This is a genomic window from Escherichia sp. KTE52, assembly GCF_000408325.1.
Classification (GTDB): domain Bacteria; phylum Pseudomonadota; class Gammaproteobacteria; order Enterobacterales; family Enterobacteriaceae; genus Escherichia; species Escherichia marmotae.
Genome location: NZ_KE138680.1, coordinates 465,114 through 482,666, shown reverse-complemented (window position 1 = coordinate 482,666; position 17,553 = coordinate 465,114). Strand labels below are relative to the sequence as shown.

The 17,553-nt window shown below is 52.7% G+C and carries 15 protein-coding genes and 1 tRNA gene; 8 read left to right on the top strand and 8 right to left on the bottom strand.

Features of this window, described 5'->3' with window-relative positions:
• The first annotated feature begins 178 nt into the window (after positions 1-178).
• A complete protein-coding gene (nfeF, locus tag A1SC_RS09340) occupies positions 179-943 on the top strand; it encodes an NADPH-dependent ferric chelate reductase NfeF (protein WP_016262568.1) in 765 nt (254 codons plus the stop codon).
• Positions 944-1,001: 58 nt separating this feature from the next.
• Here nfeF and A1SC_RS09345 read toward each other — a convergent pair.
• Positions 1,002-1,077 (bottom strand) — tRNA-Ile (locus A1SC_RS09345).
• 125 nt (positions 1,078-1,202) lie between these two features.
• Here A1SC_RS09345 and mug point away from each other — a divergent pair.
• On the top strand, positions 1,203-1,709 hold the full coding sequence (mug, locus tag A1SC_RS09350) for a G/U mismatch-specific DNA glycosylase (RefSeq protein ID WP_000227305.1): 507 nt from the start codon (positions 1,203-1,205) through the stop codon (positions 1,707-1,709).
• Positions 1,710-1,788: 79 nt separating this feature from the next.
• Here the strand turns inward: mug and rpoD are convergent, their stop codons facing one another.
• The 3 genes from rpoD to rpsU all read right to left on the bottom strand — a co-directional run bounded on the left by rpoD (position 1,789) and on the right by rpsU (position 5,896).
• A complete protein-coding gene (rpoD, locus tag A1SC_RS09355) occupies positions 1,789-3,630 on the bottom strand; it encodes an RNA polymerase sigma factor RpoD (protein ID WP_000437384.1) in 1,842 nt (613 codons plus the stop codon).
• 194 nt (positions 3,631-3,824) lie between these two features.
• Complete coding sequence (gene dnaG, locus A1SC_RS09360) at positions 3,825-5,570, bottom strand: DNA primase (RefSeq protein WP_016262567.1); 1,746 nt, start codon at positions 5,568-5,570, stop codon at positions 3,825-3,827.
• A gap of 110 nt (positions 5,571-5,680) precedes the next feature.
• On the bottom strand, positions 5,681-5,896 hold the full coding sequence (gene rpsU, locus A1SC_RS09365) for a 30S ribosomal protein S21 (RefSeq protein ID WP_001144069.1): 216 nt from the start codon (positions 5,894-5,896) through the stop codon (positions 5,681-5,683).
• Between the two features lie 237 nt (positions 5,897-6,133).
• On the opposite strand from rpsU, the gene tsaD reads away from it, so the two are divergent.
• Positions 6,134-7,147: a tRNA (adenosine(37)-N6)-threonylcarbamoyltransferase complex transferase subunit TsaD gene (gene tsaD / locus A1SC_RS09370; protein WP_016262566.1), complete on the top strand. Its 1,014-nt coding sequence runs from the start codon at positions 6,134-6,136 to the stop codon at positions 7,145-7,147.
• Between the two features lie 44 nt (positions 7,148-7,191).
• Here the strand turns inward: tsaD and plsY are convergent, their stop codons facing one another.
• Positions 7,192-7,809, bottom strand: a complete 618-nt coding sequence (gene plsY / locus A1SC_RS09375) for a glycerol-3-phosphate 1-O-acyltransferase PlsY (RefSeq protein WP_001272800.1) — start codon at positions 7,807-7,809, stop codon at positions 7,192-7,194.
• Positions 7,810-7,914: 105 nt separating this feature from the next.
• Here plsY and folB point away from each other — a divergent pair, with 105 nt between their 5' ends.
• Positions 7,915-8,283 (top strand): bifunctional dihydroneopterin aldolase/7,8-dihydroneopterin epimerase, encoded by a 369-nt coding sequence (gene folB, locus A1SC_RS09380; protein WP_010378860.1) that lies wholly within the window; start codon positions 7,915-7,917, stop codon positions 8,281-8,283.
• A gap of 90 nt (positions 8,284-8,373) precedes the next feature.
• Positions 8,374-9,195, top strand: coding sequence for an undecaprenyl-diphosphate phosphatase (bacA, locus tag A1SC_RS09385; protein ID WP_016249227.1), 822 nt, complete (start codon positions 8,374-8,376; stop codon positions 9,193-9,195).
• A 181-nt stretch (positions 9,196-9,376) separates the two neighbouring features.
• Here the strand turns inward: bacA and cca are convergent, their stop codons facing one another.
• Complete coding sequence (gene cca, locus A1SC_RS09390) at positions 9,377-10,615, bottom strand: fused tRNA nucleotidyltransferase/2',3'-cyclic phosphodiesterase/2' nucleotidase/phosphatase Cca (RefSeq protein WP_001517122.1); 1,239 nt, start codon at positions 10,613-10,615, stop codon at positions 9,377-9,379.
• Between the two features lie 63 nt (positions 10,616-10,678).
• Complete coding sequence (locus tag A1SC_RS09395) at positions 10,679-11,299, bottom strand: TIGR04211 family SH3 domain-containing protein (RefSeq protein WP_001125318.1); 621 nt, start codon at positions 11,297-11,299, stop codon at positions 10,679-10,681.
• A 241-nt stretch (positions 11,300-11,540) separates the two neighbouring features.
• On the opposite strand from A1SC_RS09395, the gene ygiF reads away from it, so the two are divergent.
• The 3 genes from ygiF to hldE are packed head-to-tail and all read left to right on the top strand — an operon-like array spanning position 11,541 to position 17,186.
• On the top strand, positions 11,541-12,842 hold the full coding sequence (ygiF, locus tag A1SC_RS09400) for an inorganic triphosphatase (protein ID WP_000046322.1): 1,302 nt from the start codon (positions 11,541-11,543) through the stop codon (positions 12,840-12,842).
• A gap of 22 nt (positions 12,843-12,864) precedes the next feature.
• Positions 12,865-15,705 carry a bifunctional [glutamate--ammonia ligase]-adenylyl-L-tyrosine phosphorylase/[glutamate--ammonia-ligase] adenylyltransferase gene (gene glnE, locus A1SC_RS09405; RefSeq protein ID WP_010378851.1) on the top strand — a complete coding sequence of 947 codons (2,841 nt, stop codon included), beginning with the start codon at positions 12,865-12,867 and terminating at the stop codon, positions 15,703-15,705.
• 47 nt (positions 15,706-15,752) lie between these two features.
• Positions 15,753-17,186 carry a bifunctional D-glycero-beta-D-manno-heptose-7-phosphate kinase/D-glycero-beta-D-manno-heptose 1-phosphate adenylyltransferase HldE gene (gene hldE / locus A1SC_RS09410; RefSeq protein ID WP_016262565.1) on the top strand — a complete coding sequence of 478 codons (1,434 nt, stop codon included), beginning with the start codon at positions 15,753-15,755 and terminating at the stop codon, positions 17,184-17,186.
• 118 nt (positions 17,187-17,304) lie between these two features.
• On the opposite strand, the gene ibsE is transcribed toward hldE, so the two are convergent.
• Complete coding sequence (ibsE, locus tag A1SC_RS25190) at positions 17,305-17,364, bottom strand: type I toxin-antitoxin system Ibs family toxin (RefSeq protein WP_001387082.1); 60 nt, start codon at positions 17,362-17,364, stop codon at positions 17,305-17,307.
• Positions 17,365-17,553: the final 189 nt, after the last annotated feature.

Genomic DNA, 17,553 nt, shown 5'->3' with positions numbered 1-17,553 from the left:
ATGTAGGCCGGATAAGGCGTTCACGCCGCATCCGGCAGCCTTGCTATGGTGCTGAATGCCTTCACATACTTCAGATATATCAATTCTACAAATTGCTTGCATTTATCATGATTAGCAATCATTATCATTTGTGAATTTTATTTAGATATATCTGATTACCATCACGAAGGCGATAACAATGACTAATTCTCCCCGCTACCCACAGCGCGTTCGAAATGATCTGCGCTTCCGTGAACTGACTGTGTTACGTGTTGAGCGTATCAGCGCCGGTTTTCAGCGTATTGTCCTTGGCGGCGAGGCGCTGGACGGTTTTACGTCGCGCGGCTTTGACGATCACAGCAAACTCTTCTTTCCTCAAACTGACGCTCATTTTGTGCCGCCAACAGTAACGGAAGAAGGTATCGTCTGGCCGGAAGGACCGCGCCCGCCGTCGCGTGACTATACGCCGCTGTACGATGAACAACGCCATGAACTGGCGATCGATTTCTTTATACACGACGGCGGCGTCGCCAGCGGCTGGGCGATGCAGGCGCAACCAGACGATAAACTCACGGTGGCCGGACCGCGAGGTTCGCTGGTGGTGCCGGAGGATTACGCGTATCAGGTGTATGTCTGCGATGAGTCCGGAATGCCTGCACTGCGCCGCCGCCTGGAAACGTTGAGCAAACTTGCCGTTAAACCGCAAGTTACTGCGCTGGTCAGCGTGCGGGATAACGCCTGTCAGGATTATCTCGCGCACCTTGACGGTTTTAACATCGAATGGCTGACGCATGATGAGCAGGCGGTGGACGCGCGTCTGGCGCAGTTGGCAATTCCTGCCGATGATTACTTCATCTGGATAACCGGTGAAGGAAAAGTGGTTAAGAATTTAAGCCGTCGCTTTGAAGCGGAACAGTATGATCCACAACGGGTACGCGCAGCGGCTTATTGGCACGCGAAGTGATTGAACAGAAAGAAAAAAACAAAAGGCTGACGATTTCTCGTCAGCCTTTTGCTGTGTCTGGTGGCCCCTGCTGGACTTGAACCAGCGACCAAGCGATTATGAGTCGCCTGCTCTAACCACTGAGCTAAGGGGCCATGGTAGCGGATTATAAAGTAACTCCGTGTCGCAATCCAGCCATTACCGCGCGGCTGCTGTTTTTATAAACAATGTGTTTTCAATTCGTTATACTTCCTGCGGGTTGTGTTGTTCAGGAGTTAATATGGTTGACGATATTCTTGCTCCAGGATTGCGTGTGGTGTTTTGTGGCATCAATCCGGGTCTTTCTTCCGCGGAGTCTGGTTTTCCGTTTGCCCATCCGGCGAATCGCTTCTGGAAGGTGATTTATCAGGCCGGGTTTACCGACCGTCAGTTGAAGCCGCAGGAAGCGCAGCATCTGCTGGATTATCGTTGTGGCGTCACCAAACTGGTTGACAGGCCAACGGTGCAGGCTAATGAAGTGTCAAAGCAGGAATTGCACGCAGGTGGGCGCAAGCTAATTGAAAAAATTGAGAATTATCAGCCGCAGGCGTTGGCGATTCTGGGTAAGCAGGCGTATGAACAGGGATTCAGTCAGCGAGGCGTGCAGTGGGGGAAACAAACGCTGACCATTGGTTCGACGCAGATTTGGGTATTGCCGAATCCCAGCGGTTTAAGTCGAGTTTCTCTGGAGAAACTGGTTGAGGCATATCGGGAGTTGGATCAGGCACTGGTAGTGCGTGGGCGATAAAAAACGCCACCAGAAAGGTGGCGTTAGAGTAGCAAGACGAGTGCCGGATATGACGTGAACGTGTTATCCGGCCTACAGATTAATCGTCCAGGAAGCTACGCAGCACTTCAGAACGGCTCGGGTGACGCAGTTTGCGCAGCGCCTTCGCTTCGATCTGACGGATACGTTCACGGGTAACGTCGAACTGTTTACCCACTTCTTCCAGCGTGTGGTCGGTGTTCATGTCGATACCGAAACGCATACGCAGAACTTTCGCTTCACGCGCGGTCAGGCCAGCCAGCACGTCGTGCGTTGCCGCACGCAGGCTTTCGGTGGTCGCAGAATCCAGCGGTAGTTCGAGGGTGGTATCCTCGATGAAATCCCCCAGATGCGAATCTTCATCATCACCGATCGGCGTTTCCATGGAGATTGGCTCTTTGGCGATCTTCAGCACTTTACGGATCTTATCTTCCGGCATCAACATACGTTCAGCCAGTTCTTCCGGCGTCGGCTCGCGGCCCATCTCTTGCAGCATCTGGCGAGAAATACGGTTGAGCTTGTTGATAGTCTCAATCATATGCACCGGAATACGAATGGTGCGTGCCTGATCCGCGATAGAGCGGGTGATCGCCTGACGGATCCACCAGGTTGCGTAGGTGGAGAACTTATAACCACGACGGTATTCGAACTTATCAACCGCTTTCATCAGACCGATGTTGCCTTCCTGAATCAGATCGAGGAACTGCAAGCCACGGTTGGTATATTTCTTGGCGATAGAAATAACCAGACGTAAGTTCGCTTCAACCATCTCTTTCTTCGCACGGCGGGCTTTCGCTTCACCGATGGACATACGGCGGTTGATGTCTTTAACCTGCTCAATGGTCAGGCCGGTTTCTTCTTCAATTTGCTGCAGTTTCTGCAGGGCGCGATGCACTTCTTCAGAGACATCGTGCAGTTTTTCCGACCACGGTTTGTTCATCGCAATCGCTGCATTGAACCAGGTATCGCTGGTTTCGTTGCCGGTAAACAGGGTGATGAAGTTTTTCTTCGGCATTTTGCACTGCTCAACGCAGAGCTTCATGATCAGACGTTCTTGTGTACGAACGCGATCCATCATGACGCGCATGCTGTTGACCAGGTAGTCAAACTGCTTCGGCACCAGGCGGAACTGTTTGAACACTTCAGACAGTTTCAGGATCTCTTCCTGAGCGGCTGCGTGACTGCGGCCTTTCGCTTTGATGGTGTCGCGCGTTACAACATACTGGGCACGCAGTTCAGCAAATTTTTCGCGAGCCAGTTCCGGGTCGATGCTGTTGTCATCGTCGGCGCTGTCGTCGTCGGCATCTTCTTCGTCTTCATCTTCGTCATCGTCCAGATCTTCCTGAGAAAGCTCTGAACCGACGTGAGTGGCGGTTGGTGCCAGTTCTTCTTCTGCGTTCGGATCGACAAAGCCGGTGATCAGATCGGACAGACGTGCTTCTTCCGCTTCAACGCGATCGTACTGTTCCAGCAGATAGGTAATCGCTTCTGGATATTCAGCAACGGAGCATTGAACCTGGTTGATCCCGTCTTCGATGCGTTTAGCGATGTCAATTTCGCCTTCGCGGGTCAACAGTTCAACGGTGCCCATTTCACGCATGTACATGCGTACCGGGTCAGTCGTGCGCCCGATTTCAGATTCCACGCTGGAAAGCACCTGTGCGGCGGCTTCGGCAGCATCTTCGTCTGCTGTGTTTTCAGCCAGCATCAGATCATCGGCATCCGGCGCTTCTTCCATCACCTGAATGCCCATGTCATTGATCATTTGGATGATGTCTTCGATCTGATCGGAATCGACGATATCTTCCGGCAGATGGTCATTGACCTCGGCATAGGTCAGATAGCCTTGCTCCTTACCACGGGTGACAAGAAGTTTTAGCTGTGACTGCGGGTTTTGCTCCATAAGACGGTATCCACACTTATTTCATGAGGTTGGTGTTGGGCGATTGACCGGATATCATTCAGATATTAATGCTGAAATCCAACGGTTGTTTACCGCCAACGATAATTACGAGGGCGTACTTATATCATTGCCGCTGCCTCTCAGTGCGGCTGTCGGGGGCTTCCCGATCGCTATTCGGCACTTAAGCCGTTAAATCACTTTTTCGCCAGCTCCTGGTTTAATGTCCAGAGTTCCAGGCGTTCTTCATTACTTAAACCATGCGTGCGCTCACGAGCGATTAACTCTTCCTGGCGCAGTTCAAGCAACGAATCAAACATATGGTTGAGTGAGTCGGTGAAGGTTTGCTCAGCAATATTCTTATCTGCTATATCGTCCCACATCGACAGTTTTTCAAGGGTGGCAGCATTATTTGTGCCACGATAGTGCTCTAAAAGTTGCCCGGTGGTCAGACCTGGCTGAGAGAGACAAGTGTTGACCAGTTCTCTGAATAAGCCAAGTCCGGGGAGCTTATTTTGATCCAGATTTTCCAGCGGCGGGACTAACGTCGCTAATTCTGGATTTTGCACCAGCAACCCTACAAGTATACGCATGGTCGTGCGTTTTAGCTGCGGAACAGGACGAGAAACACCGTTCTCCGCTGCTTTCGGCATTAATCGTTCAAGCTGGCTGTCATCAAGTATGCCTAACTTGTTGCCTAATTCCTGACGAAGATAGATGCGCAATGTTTCTCCGGGCACCTGAGAAATCAGCGGCAGCGCCAACGTACTTAAACGCGCACGCCCGTCAGGTGTGCTCAGATCAACTTGCGGCATCAGGCTGTTAAACAGAAACGCAGAGAGCGGCATGGCCTGCTCCATACGCGCTTCAAACGCCTCTTTACCTTCTTTGCGTACCAGCGTGTCAGGGTCTTCGCCATCCGGTAAAAACATAAAGCGTAGCTGACGACCATCTGTCATATAGGGCAGCGCAGTTTCTAACGCTCGCCACGCGGCATCACGACCTGCGCGGTCGCCGTCATAACAGCAAATGACATTGTTGGTCGCGCGGAACAACAACTGAATGTGATCGGCAGTGGTCGATGTACCCAACGATGCAACGGCGTAATTAATACCGTATTGCGCCAGAGCAACCACGTCCATATAGCCTTCGACCACCAACAGACGCTGGGGTTCAGCGTTATCCTGCTGCGCTTCATAAAGACCGTAAAGCTGGCGGCCTTTATGGAAAATATCAGTTTCCGGTGAGTTCAGGTATTTTGGGGTATCGTTGCCCAGCACGCGCCCACCAAAACCAATCACCCGACCGCGTTTATCGCGAATGGGGAACATCACCCGCTCGCGGAAACGATCGTAACTGCGACCCTGATCGTTGGTTACCAACATGCCTGCATCAATCAATGACTGGCGATTTTCTGGATTGTCGCCAAACCGTTTCAGGACGTTGTCCCAGCCGGGGGGCGCAAAACCAATCGCAAAACGGGCGATTACCTCATGGCTTAATCCGCGTTTTTCCAGATACTGGCGCGCAGATGTAGCAACAGGTTGCTGTAAAGATTGTTGGTAAAACGTATTCAGACCGTCCATCAACTGATAAAGAGTTTGCCGTTGATGGCGCTCTATCTGGCTGGGGCCGCTGCCTGCTTCAAATGGCACTTCAAGATTGTGCATTGCCGCCAACTCTTCGACCGTTTCGACGAACTCGAGTTTGTCGTAGTTCATCAGAAAGTCGATCGCGTTGCCGTGCGCGCCACATCCAAAGCAGTGGTAAAACTGTTTCTCACCGTTGACGGTGAAGGACGGGGTTTTTTCGTTGTGGAATGGACAACACGCGTGAAAATTCTTGCCCTGCTTTTTTAGCTTCACACGAGCATCGATCAGATCGACGATGTCAGTGCGCGCCAGCAGATCATTAATGAATACGCGTGGGATTCGTCCAGCCATAGGCCCCGATTTTTAGCAATTCATAAACGAAAATAAGCCGCGCATTCCTTTCGGAAGCACGGCCTTACAACTACAACTCGGTCTGATCGGAGAGCAACGCTCTCGGGGAATTAGTACAGACGAGTACGGCGTGCGTTTTCGCGAGCCAGTTTCTTCGCGTGACGTTTCACTGCAGAAGCTTTAGCGCGCTTACGTTCGGTAGTCGGTTTTTCATAGAATTCACGACGACGAACTTCCGCCAGAACACCTGCTTTTTCGCAGGAACGCTTGAAGCGACGCAGAGCTACGTCGAACGGCTCGTTTTCACGTACTTTAATTACCGGCATGTGCCTCTCACCTTTGATTAATTCGGTTTGCCGCTGGCATCAACGCCAGCTTATTTCAAAATGGTGCGGAATTTTACTGCAATTGCTGCTGCTTTGTAAAGCACCGCGGCCTTTTTTGAAAGGGACTTTTATAAGGGTGAGGAGTATACACGAGGCTTTCTCCAGGGGCGAACAAAGTTTTACATCAACCCGCATTGGTCCTACACTGCGCGGTAATAAAGCGAGGTAAAACAAGTCATGCGTGTACTGGGTATTGAAACTTCTTGCGATGAAACCGGCATCGCCATTTACGACGATGAAAAAGGTTTGTTAGCCAACCAATTGTATAGTCAGGTGAAATTACACGCTGACTACGGCGGCGTAGTGCCTGAACTGGCCTCCCGCGATCACGTGCGTAAAACCGTACCGTTGATCCAGGCGGCGCTGAAAGAGTCCGGGCTGACAGCAAAAGATATTGATGCAGTGGCCTATACCGCAGGCCCTGGATTAGTCGGCGCGCTGTTGGTTGGCGCAACGGTTGGGCGTTCGCTGGCGTTTGCCTGGGGCATTCCGGCGATCCCGGTACACCATATGGAAGGGCATCTGTTAGCGCCGATGCTGGAAGATAACCCACCGGAATTTCCGTTTGTCGCGCTGCTGGTTTCCGGCGGTCATACGCAGTTAATCAGCGTCACTGGTATTGGTCAGTACGAGTTGCTCGGTGAGTCCATTGATGACGCTGCCGGGGAAGCGTTTGATAAGACCGCGAAGCTGCTGGGGCTGGATTATCCAGGCGGGCCGTTACTGTCGAAAATGGCCGCCCAGGGTACTGCCGGGCGCTTTGTCTTCCCGCGTCCGATGACCGACCGTCCGGGGCTGGATTTCAGCTTCTCTGGCCTGAAAACCTTCGCGGCAAATACCATTCGTGACAACGGCACCGACGACCAGACGCGTGCTGATATCGCTCGCGCCTTTGAAGATGCGGTGGTCGATACGTTGATGATTAAGTGTAAGCGAGCGCTGGATCAGACGGGCTTTAAGCGACTGGTCATGGCAGGCGGCGTGAGTGCTAACCGCACGCTGCGGGCGAAACTGGCGGAAATGATGAAAAAGCGTCGTGGCGAGGTATTCTACGCGCGTCCGGAGTTTTGTACCGATAACGGCGCGATGATCGCCTATGCCGGAATGGTGCGGTTTAAAGCAGGCGCGACGGCGGATCTCGGCGTGAGTGTGCGTCCGCGCTGGCCACTGGCAGAGTTACCGGCTGCGTAAGGCTATGATTCAGCCTGTGAAAAGGATAAGCACGGGCTGAAAAATCACTCAGGATCTTTTTCGCGCTTTCTTTTGAATTTCGTCCAGATTTTTGTCTCCTGGTGACGCCACAGACGCTGGATGTTGTCATGATGACGCAGCAGGATCAGGCAAGAGAGCATCGAAACCGGGAAGGTGAATTGTGGCTTAAACCACCAGACATAAAACGGAGCAATCAGCGCGCTGACAATCGCCCCCAGCGACGAATATCCACTCAATAGCACGGTAAGCAGCCAGGTTCCCGCCATCACGCCCGTTAAATCCCAGCCAATCGGGGCTATTGCACCAAAAGCGGTGGCAACGCCTTTCCCCCCTTTAAAACCGAAGAAAACCGGCCAGATATGTCCAAGACAGGCAGCTATGGCAATTAAGCCTAACCAGAAGGGGCTGACACCTAATACATACGCGCCCCAAACGGGCAACATTCCTTTCAGAACGTCGAAAATCAGTACTGCTACGGCTGCTCCCTTGCCACCGATACGTAATACATTGGTTGCGCCAGGATTACCGGAGCCGCTGGTTCGCGGATCGGGCAGACCACACAAGCGGCAAACCAGAATGGCACTGGAAATGGAGCCGCAGAGGTACGCGATGAGGATCATTCCAGGCGCGATTGCACTCATAAGCTGTTCCGTTTTGAAAATTCGTGTTTAACGATGAATCCGTGGATAATACGCACATTTCGCCGGAAGTGGTATCCGGGTTAGCCAAAAAGCGAGCAGGTCGTGATGGATATTGTATTTATAGAGCAACTTTCGGTAATCACCACTATTGGTGTTTACGACTGGGAACAGACCATCGAGCAGAAGCTGGTGTTCGATATCGAAATGGCGTGGGATAACCGTAAAGCGGCGAAAAGCGATGATGTGGCGGACTGCCTCAGCTACGCAGACATCGCAGAAACGGTGGTTAGCCACGTCGAGGGGGCGCGTTTTGCGTTAGTGGAACGCGTGGCGGAAGAGGTGGCGGAATTGCTACTGACTCGCTTTAACTCTCCGTGGGTGCGCATCAAACTCAGCAAGCCAGGTGCAGTGGCGCGCGCTGTTAATGTTGGCGTAATCATTGAGCGTGGCAATAATCTGAAAGAGAATAATTAATTTTATAGCTGTTAAACCAAATGGTTATAAGCGGGTCATACTGCAGTAGTTTGGACAAGCGGTATATTTTTATAATTTAGGGGTTTATTGATGAGCGATATGCACTCGCTGCTGATAGCGGCAATATTGGGTGTGGTCGAAGGATTGACAGAATTTCTGCCGGTATCCAGCACGGGCCACATGATTATTGTCGGTCATTTGTTGGGATTTGAGGGCGATACGGCGAAAACCTTTGAAGTCGTTATCCAGTTAGGATCGATTCTGGCTGTGGTTGTCATGTTCTGGCGGCGTTTGTTTGGCCTGATTGGCATTCATTTTGGCCGTCCATTGCAGCGCGAAGGAGAAAGCAAAGGCCGGTTAACGCTGATCCACATTTTACTGGGGATGATCCCGGCAGTTGTCCTGGGGCTGTTATTCCACGATACGATTAAGTCATTGTTTAACCCGATAAATGTCATGTACGCGCTGGTCGTTGGCGGTCTATTGTTGATTGCCGCGGAATGCCTGAAGCCGAAAGAGCCGCGCGCGCCGGGTCTGGATGATATGACATATCGTCAGGCGTTTATGATTGGCTGTTTCCAGTGTCTGGCGCTGTGGCCGGGTTTCTCCCGCTCCGGAGCGACTATTTCTGGTGGGATGCTGATGGGCGTGAGTCGTTACGCCGCTTCTGAGTTCTCGTTCCTGCTGGCGGTGCCGATGATGATGGGCGCAACGGCGCTCGATCTCTACAAAAGTTGGGGGTTCCTGACAACCGGTGATATCCCGATGTTTGCCGTTGGGTTTTTCACCGCCTTTGTGGTGGCGCTGATTGCGATTAAAACCTTCCTGCAATTAATTAAGCGGATTTCGTTTATCCCGTTCGCCATTTATCGCTTTATTGTGGCGGCTGCGGTGTACGTTGTGTTCTTTTGATGTGAAGAACAGTGTCGGATGCCTGGAATTGTCCACGATTGCGTAGGCCGGATAAGTCGTTCACGCCGCATCCGGCAATCAACGCCTGATGCGACGCTTGCGCGTCTTATCAGGCCTACAACCGTCGTTGACATGTAGCCGGATAAGGCGTTTATGCCGCATCCGGCAAAATGCCCAAAACTTATTCAGGCTTTGGGCAACGTTGTTCCTTCCAGGTAGCCACCGCCGCAATTCGGCGTCGTGTCAGCTCCTCGCGGATCTCCACGCCTTTAAATCCTGCGTCAACAACCGCCTTTGTTGGTACTGACTGCGCTACTTCCCACGCTTCACGTAACCAGCGTCCTTGTGGGTAATCTGCCGCTTCAAAACCGGTTCGACCGCGCACGTCTGCCTCGCTGGTCAGCGCCAGTTGCTCGACACGCTGCGGTTTACGCCAGGCATCGATGGAATCAAACAATTTGACGATGGTTTTCGGATTCAGCATTGGGAAGGTGTGGATGAGATCGTGAAACTCCGCGACCAGTTTGGCTAAATCGCGGATTTCATTAGGGACGCGCAGGCGCTGGCACAATTGTTCTACTAATTTCACGCCTGCTGGACCATGACCATGATGACGTGGCCACAGCTCCGGCGGCGTTAGCCCTTTACCGAGATCGTGGCATAACGTTGCGAAACGGACATCGACCTGCGGACTTAGCATCGCCGCCATTGAGAGTGTCATTAAGGTGTGAATACCAGTATCGATTTCCGGGTGCCATTTCGCCGGAGCGGGGACACCAAACAACGCGTCGATCTCCGGGAATAAAACGCGTAATGCGCCGCAATCGCGTAGTACCTGAAAGAACACCTGTGGATTGCGGGTTGTGAGGGCGCTTTCAGTTTCTTTCCACACGCGTTCGGGCGTCAGGTGTTCCAGTTCACCCGCGTGGGTCATCTCGCGCATCAACGTCATTGTTTCATCGGCAATACGAAAACCGAGATGAGCATAACGTGCGGCAAAACGCGCTACGCGTAGCACGCGTAGCGGATCCTCGCCAAAAGCGGGGGAAACATGGCGCAGAAGACGGCTTTGCAGATCGCCCAGACCGTTGTACGGATCGATAATATCGCCGTCATCATCCTGGGCCAGCGCATTGATAGTCAGATCGCGACGCTGAAGATCATCTTCCAGCGTGACATCAGGCGCGGCATAACAGGTAAAACCTGTGTATCCCGAACCGGATTTCCGCTCGGTACGCGCCAGCGCATACTCTTCATGCGTTTGCGGATGCAGAAAAACAGGAAAATCGCGGCCTACCTGCTGGTAGCCCGCGTCAAGCATCTGTTGTGGCGTGCTGCCGACAACCACCCAATCTCTGTCTTTGACCGGTAGCCCTAATAACGCATCCCGAACCGCACCACCGACCAGATAAATCTTCACGCCATTTTCCCTTCGTCAAATACACAATTCCTAATAATAAGATAGTGTGACGAAGAAGGCGATTTAGTTCATCCAGCGATCTTTACGTTTGCGCGTTGGGATCAGGTGCGGCAATACCAGACCGAGCAGCAAGCCAAGCCCCAGCACGCCGCCACCATACATAAACCACTGCATGATGATGGTGCGCTGTTTGTCATCCAGTTGCACGCTGGCGGCATCAACTTTTTTCTGGGCGACAATCAGTTCGTTTTTCAGCTTCTGATTTTCTTCTTTTAACCCGTTGATCACGCTGTCGCTCTGCGCCACTTTCTGCTGCATTTCTGCCGTGCGCTGATTCCAGGTGTTATCGATATTGGTGAGCTTATTAGTCAGGGTTTTGACCTGATTTTCCAGATCTGGCACACGGGAGCGTAGACTTGGCTCTGTGCTAAGTTGTTTCAACGGGATCCAGGCGGTACGACCAGAGCTGTCTTTCACCTGGGCGTAACTGGTGTTGGCGTCAGTTTGTAATAATGTCACTTCCTCACCGGCGTTAACCGTGCCCACGAGGCGATAATTATCTCCCGGGCCACTGCGGACCCAGGTATTCAGTTCGTCAGAAACATAGCGCTTTTCTTCCGCGTGAGAGACGGCAGTGGCGCTAAGCGCGAGTAAAGTTAGTGCGATCAGGCGTAATTTTGGCATCAGGCTGTCGTTATTGTCATGGAAAGTGGAACGATAGTAGTGGCATCAGTGTCGCTACGCAAAGCATTCGGCATCAATCGGAATCCTCTGTGTCAGCTCTTGCCACTGTTTCAAACTTTTACGCCCGTCAAAATGCTCGTTGCATGGCAATTTGGCGCAAAATACTATCTACTGACAAAAAAGATCGCATTTAGTTCGCCGTTCATCGTCACTTATGTGACATAACCGATAAGTAAAGGCCATGGCTCAGGAAATCGAATTAAAGTTTATTGTTAATCACAGTGCCGTTGAGGCGTTGCGTGACCATCTCAATACGCTGGGCGGTGAGCATCATGACCCCGTGCAGTTGCTCAACGTCTACTACGAAACGCCGGATAACTGGCTGCGTGGGCACGATATGGGCCTGCGTATTCGTGGCGAAAATGGTCGCTATGAGATGACCATGAAAGTTGCCGGGCGGGTAACGGGCGGGTTACACCAGCGACCGGAATATAACGTTGCGTTGAGTGAGGCGAACCTCGATCTGGCACAGTTTCCAGTAGAAGTCTGGCCAAACAATGAATTACCTGCCGATCTTGCTTCCCGCGTACAGCCGCTGTTCAGCACTGATTTTTATCGCGAAAAATGGTTGGTAGATGTTGATGGCAGCCAGATTGAGATTGCCCTCGATTTGGGGGAAGTGAAAGCCGGTGAATTTGCTGAACCCATCTGCGAACTGGAGCTGGAATTACTTAGCGGTGAAACGCGCGCGGTGCTGAAACTGGCGAGCCAACTGGTATCGCAAACCGGATTGCGTCAGGGCAGCCTGAGCAAAGCCGCACGTGGTTATCACCTGGCACAGGGCAATCCTGCGCGTGAAATTAAACCCACCTCTATTCTGCATGTTGCGGCAAAAGCGGATGTCGAGCAGGGGCTGGAAGCGGCGCTGGAGCTGGCATTAGCGCAATGGCAGTATCATGAGGAGCTGTGGGTACGCGGCAACGATGCGGCGAAAGAGCAAGTGTTGGCAGCCATCGGCCTGGTTCGTCATACGCTGATGCTGTTCGGTGGCATTGTCCCACGTAAAGCGAGCACTCACTTACGTGATCTGCTGACCCAATGTGAAGCGACAATTGTTTCTGCGGTTTCTGCCGTAACGGCTGTCTACTCTACCGAAACGGCAATGGCGAAACTGGCGTTGACCGAATGGCTGGTAAGCAAAGCCTGGCAGCCGTTTTTAGATAGCAAAGCGCAGAGCAAAATGAGTGATTCCTTTAAACGCTTTGCTGATATCCATCTCTCCCGCCACGCCGCTGAGCTGAAAAGTGTTTTTTGCCAGCCGTTGGGCGATCGCTATCGTGATCAGTTGCCACGTCTTACGCGTGATATTGACTCCGTATTGCTGCTGGCAGGTTATTACGATCCTCTCGTCGCGCAAGCCTGGCTGGAGAACTGGCAGGGGCTGCGTCACGCTATTGCGACCGGGCAACGCATTGAAATTGAACATTTCCGTAATGAGGCAAACAATCAGGAACCGTTCTGGTTGCACAGCGGAAAACGTTAATCAGGCAAGGATAAAATCGCGTATGAAGCCGCTCTCTTCACCGTTACAGCAGTACTGGCAGACCGTTGTTGAGCGGCTGCCAGCGCCTTTAGCCGAGGAATCACTTAGCTCACAGGCGAAGTCAGTACTTACCTTCAGTGATTTTGTGCAGGACAGTGTGATTGCGCATCCAGAGTGGTTGGTGGAACTGGAAAGCGAACCACCGCAGGCCGACGAATGGCAGCATTACGCTGCATGGTTACAGAAGGCGCTCAGTGATGTAAACGATGAAGCCAGCTTAATGCGCGAACTGCGGCTGTTCCGTCGGCGCATTATGGTGCGTATTGCCTGGGCGCAAACACTGGCGCTGGTTGCGGAAGAGAACATTTTGCAGCAACTCAGCCATTTGGCGGAGACGCTGATTGTCGCGGCGCGTGACTGGCTGTATGACGCCTGCTGCCGCGAATGGGGAACGCCGTGTAATGCGCAGGGCGAAGCGCAACCGCTGCTGATTTTAGGCATGGGTAAGCTGGGTGGTGGAGAACTGAATTTCTCCTCGGATATCGATCTGATTTTTGCCTGGCCGGAACATGGTTGCACGCAGGGAGGACGCCGCGAACTGGATAATGCTCAGTTCTTTACCCGCATGGGCCAGCGGCTGATTAAAGTGCTGGATCAACCGACGCAAGATGGCTTTGTCTATCGCGTGGATATGCGGCTGCGCCCGTTTGGTGAAAGTGGCCCGCTGGTGCTGAGTTTCGCGGCGCTGGAAGATTATTACCAGGAACAGGGGCGTGACTGGGAGCGTTACGCGATGGTCAAGGCGCGGATTATGGGCGATAGCGATGGCGTTTATGCTAACGAATTGCGTTCGATGCTGCGTCCGTTTGTTTTCCGCCGTTACATCGATTTCAGCGTGATCCAGTCGCTACGCAACATGAAAGGGATGATTGCCCGTGAAGTCCGCCGTCGTGGCCTTACTGACAACATCAAACTTGGTGCCGGTGGCATTCGTGAAATTGAATTTATCGTCCAGGTGTTTCAGCTCATTCGCGGTGGACGCGAACCGTCGCTGCAATCACGCTCTTTACTGCCAACACTCAGCGCCATTGCCGCACTGCATCTGCTTTCTGAAAACGATGCCGAACAATTGCGAGTGGCATATCTGTTTCTGCGTCGTCTGGAAAACTTGCTGCAAAGCATTAATGATGAACAAACCCAGACGCTCCCAGCCGATGAGCTTAACCGTGCGCGGCTGGCGTGGGCGATGGATTTCGCTGACTGGTTGCAACTGACCGGAGCGCTGATCGGACATATGACCAATGTGCGCCGGGTATTTAACGAACTGATTGGCGATGACGAAAGCGAAACTCAGGAAGAGTCGCTATCGGAGCAGTGGCGTGAGTTGTGGCAGGATGCGTTGCAGGAAGATGACACCACGCCGGTGCTGGCGCATCTTAGCGAGGATGATCGCAAACAAGTGCTGGCGCTGATTGCCGATTTCCGTAAAGAGTTAGACAAACGTACCATCGGGCCGCGCGGACGTCAGGTACTCGACCATCTGATGCCGCATCTGCTGAGTGACGTTTGTGGGCGTGAAGATGCCGCCGTCACGCTGTCGCGTATTACCGCCTTGTTGGTGGGGATTGTCACTCGTACCACTTATCTTGAGTTGCTCAGTGAATTTCCGGCGGCGCTTAAACATTTGATTTCGCTGTGCGCTGCATCTCCGATGATTGCCAGCCAACTGGCGCGTTATCCATTATTGCTGGATGAACTGCTCGATCCGAACACGCTCTACCAGCCGACGGCGACTGATGCATATCGTGATGAACTGCGCCAGTATTTGCTGCGCGTGCCAGAAGATGATGAAGAACAACAGCTTGAGGCGTTGCGTCAATTTAAACAGGCACAGTTGTTACGTATTGCTGCCGCGGATATTGCCGGAACGCTGCCAGTGATGAAAGTGAGCGATCACTTAACCTGGCTGGCGGAGGCGATGATCGATGCTGTGGTACAGCAAGCATGGGGACAAATGGTTGCCCGCTATGGTAAACCGAATCACCTGAGTGAACGCGAAGGCCGCGGTTTTGCGGTGGTCGGCTACGGTAAGCTGGGGGGCTGGGAGTTAGGCTACAGTTCTGATCTTGATCTGATCTTCCTGCACGATTGCCCGATGGATGTAATGACCGACGGCGATCGGGAAATCGACGGACGGCAGTTTTATCTGCGTCTGGCGCAACGCATTATGCACCTGTTCAGCACACGTACTTCTTCCGGCATTTTGTATGAAGTGGATGCGCGGCTGCGCCCGTCCGGAGCGGCGGGAATGCTGGTTACCTCCACAGAAGCGTTTGCCGATTATCAGAAAAACGAGGCCTGGACGTGGGAGCATCAGGCGTTGGTGCGTGCGCGTGTGGTGTATGGCGATCCACAACTGACAGCGCAATTCGACGCGGTGCGTCGGGAAATTATGACACTGCCACGTGAAGGTAAAAACCTACAAACGGAAGTGCGGGAAATGCGCGAGAAAATGCGCGCTCATCTCGGCAATAAACATCGCGATCGCTTTGATATCAAAGCCGATGAGGGCGGAATTACCGATATCGAATTTATTACCCAATATCTGGTGTTGCGCTACGCTCATGAAAAACCAAAGTTAACGCGCTGGTCAGACAACGTGCGCATTCTGGAACTGCTGGCGCAAAACGACATTATGGAAGAGCGGGAAGCGATGGCGCTAACCCGTGCTTACACTACGCTTCGCGATGAACTTCACCACCTGGCGTTACAGGAGTTGCCGGGCCATGTGCCGGATGAGTGCTTCACCGCAGAGCGTGAACTGGTGCGGGCAAGCTGGCAGAAGTGGCTGGTGGAGGAATGAAGTGTGATATTATCGCGCGCAAATTTTGAATCTCTCAGGAGACAGGAATGAAAGTAACGCTGCCAGAGTTTGAACGTGCTGGAGTGATGGTGGTTGGTGATGTGATGCTGGATCGTTACTGGTACGGCCCCACCAGTCGTATTTCGCCGGAAGCGCCGGTGCCTGTGGTTAAGGTCAATACCATTGAAGAACGTCCGGGCGGCGCAGCCAACGTGGCGATGAACATCGCTTCTCTCGGTGCTAACGCGCGTCTGGTTGGGCTGACAGGTATTGATGATGCGGCGCGCGCGCTCAGTAAATCACTGGCGGACGTGAACGTAAAATGCGACTTCGTTTCTGTGCCGACGCATCCAACCATTACCAAACTGCGGGTGCTTTCCCGTAACCAACAGCTTATTCGCCTGGACTTTGAAGAAGGTTTCGAAGGCGTCGATCCGCAGCCACTGCACGAGCGGATTAATCAGGCGCTGGGTTCGATTGGCGCGCTGGTGCTTTCTGACTACGCCAAAGGCGCGCTGGCAAGCGTACAGCATATGCTCCAACTAGCGCGTAAAGCGGGCGTTCCGGTGCTGATTGATCCAAAAGGTACTGATTTTGAACGTTACCGTGGCGCTACACTGCTGACGCCGAATCTCTCTGAATTTGAAGCTGTTGTTGGTAAATGTAAGACCGAAGAAGAGATTGTTGAACGCGGCATGAAACTGATTGCCGATTATGAACTCTCTGCGCTGCTGGTAACCCGTTCCGAACAGGGGATGACACTGCTGCAACCGGGGAAAGCGCCGCTGCATATGCCTACTCAGGCGCAGGAAGTTTATGACGTAACTGGCGCAGGCGATACGGTGATTGGCGTGCTGGCGGCAACGCTGGCTGCGGGTAATTCACTGGAAGAAGCTTGCTTCTTTGCGAATGCGGCAGCAGGCGTTGTTGTCGGTAAATTGGGGACGTCCACGGTTTCACCGATCGAGCTGGAAAACGCAGTACGTGGACGTGCGGACACCGGCTTTGGCGTGATGACTGAAGAAGAACTGAAGCTGGCTGTAGCCGCGGCGCGTAAACGCGGTGAAAAAGTGGTGATGACCAACGGCGTCTTCGATATTTTGCATGCCGGGCACGTCTCCTATCTGGCAAATGCCCGTAAACTGGGCGACCGCTTGATTGTCGCCGTGAACAGCGATGCCTCCACTAAACGGCTGAAAGGGGATTCTCGTCCGGTTAATCCGCTCGAACAGCGCATGATTGTACTGGGCGCACTGGAAGCGGTCGACTGGGTGGTATCATTTGAAGAAGATACGCCGCAGCGCCTGATCGCCGGGATCCTGCCGGATCTGCTGGTGAAAGGCGGCGACTATAAACCGGAAGAGATCGCCGGGAGTAAAGAAGTCTGGGCCAACGGCGGTGAAGTGCTGGTGCTCAACTTCGAAGATGGTTGCTCGACAACCAACATCATCAAGAAGATCCAACAGGATAAAAAAGGCTAACTGGAAAGCGGTTCGCAGATCTCGCTTCGTGCCAGGTAGAGCTATTGGCGCTGTTGTTTTTTCAACCTAAGGTAAAGGAACAAGGGTAAGGGAGGATTTCTCTCCCTCTGATGAGTTGTTAGTAAGTCGGGAAACTTAACAGTAACAACACAACCAGTATGATGACGAACTTCATCATAACCCTTTCCTTCTATAAGGCCCCTTCCTTGGGAGGGGCTTTTCCGTTTCAACCCCTTACTGACTCTCCGAGTGTTGATGAGTGACAGACCCCGCACAATGCTTTCTCTGATGCAGTTTGGTCTTCCCCGAGCGGTCACGCAAAACGCTGCAACAGCCTGATCATTTGCACTTTTTGCTGGAACGTAGA

Bases quoted from the DNA above. Each gene is read 5' to 3' on its own strand.
- plsY (WP_001272800.1), bottom strand. From the start codon at position 7,809: ATGAGTGCAATCGCGCCTGGAATGATCCTCATCGCGTACCTCTGCGGC.
- rpoD (WP_000437384.1), bottom strand. From the start codon at position 3,630: ATGGAGCAAAACCCGCAGTCACAGCTAAAACTTCTTGTCACCCGTGGT.
- glnE (WP_010378851.1), top strand. From the start codon at position 12,865: ATGAAGCCGCTCTCTTCACCGTTACAGCAGTACTGGCAGACCGTTGTT.
- bacA (WP_016249227.1), top strand. From the start codon at position 8,374: ATGAGCGATATGCACTCGCTGCTGATAGCGGCAATATTGGGTGTGGTC.
- tsaD (WP_016262566.1), top strand. From the start codon at position 6,134: ATGCGTGTACTGGGTATTGAAACTTCTTGCGATGAAACCGGCATCGCC.
- folB (WP_010378860.1), top strand. From the start codon at position 7,915: ATGGATATTGTATTTATAGAGCAACTTTCGGTAATCACCACTATTGGT.
- dnaG (WP_016262567.1), bottom strand. From the start codon at position 5,570: ATGGCTGGACGAATCCCACGCGTATTCATTAATGATCTGCTGGCGCGC.
- rpsU (WP_001144069.1), bottom strand. From the start codon at position 5,896: ATGCCGGTAATTAAAGTACGTGAAAACGAGCCGTTCGACGTAGCTCTG.
- nfeF (WP_016262568.1), top strand. From the start codon at position 179: ATGACTAATTCTCCCCGCTACCCACAGCGCGTTCGAAATGATCTGCGC.
- mug (WP_000227305.1), top strand. From the start codon at position 1,203: ATGGTTGACGATATTCTTGCTCCAGGATTGCGTGTGGTGTTTTGTGGC.
- hldE (WP_016262565.1), top strand. From the start codon at position 15,753: ATGAAAGTAACGCTGCCAGAGTTTGAACGTGCTGGAGTGATGGTGGTT.
- ygiF (WP_000046322.1), top strand. From the start codon at position 11,541: ATGGCTCAGGAAATCGAATTAAAGTTTATTGTTAATCACAGTGCCGTT.
- A1SC_RS09395 (WP_001125318.1), bottom strand. From the start codon at position 11,299: ATGCCAAAATTACGCCTGATCGCACTAACTTTACTCGCGCTTAGCGCC.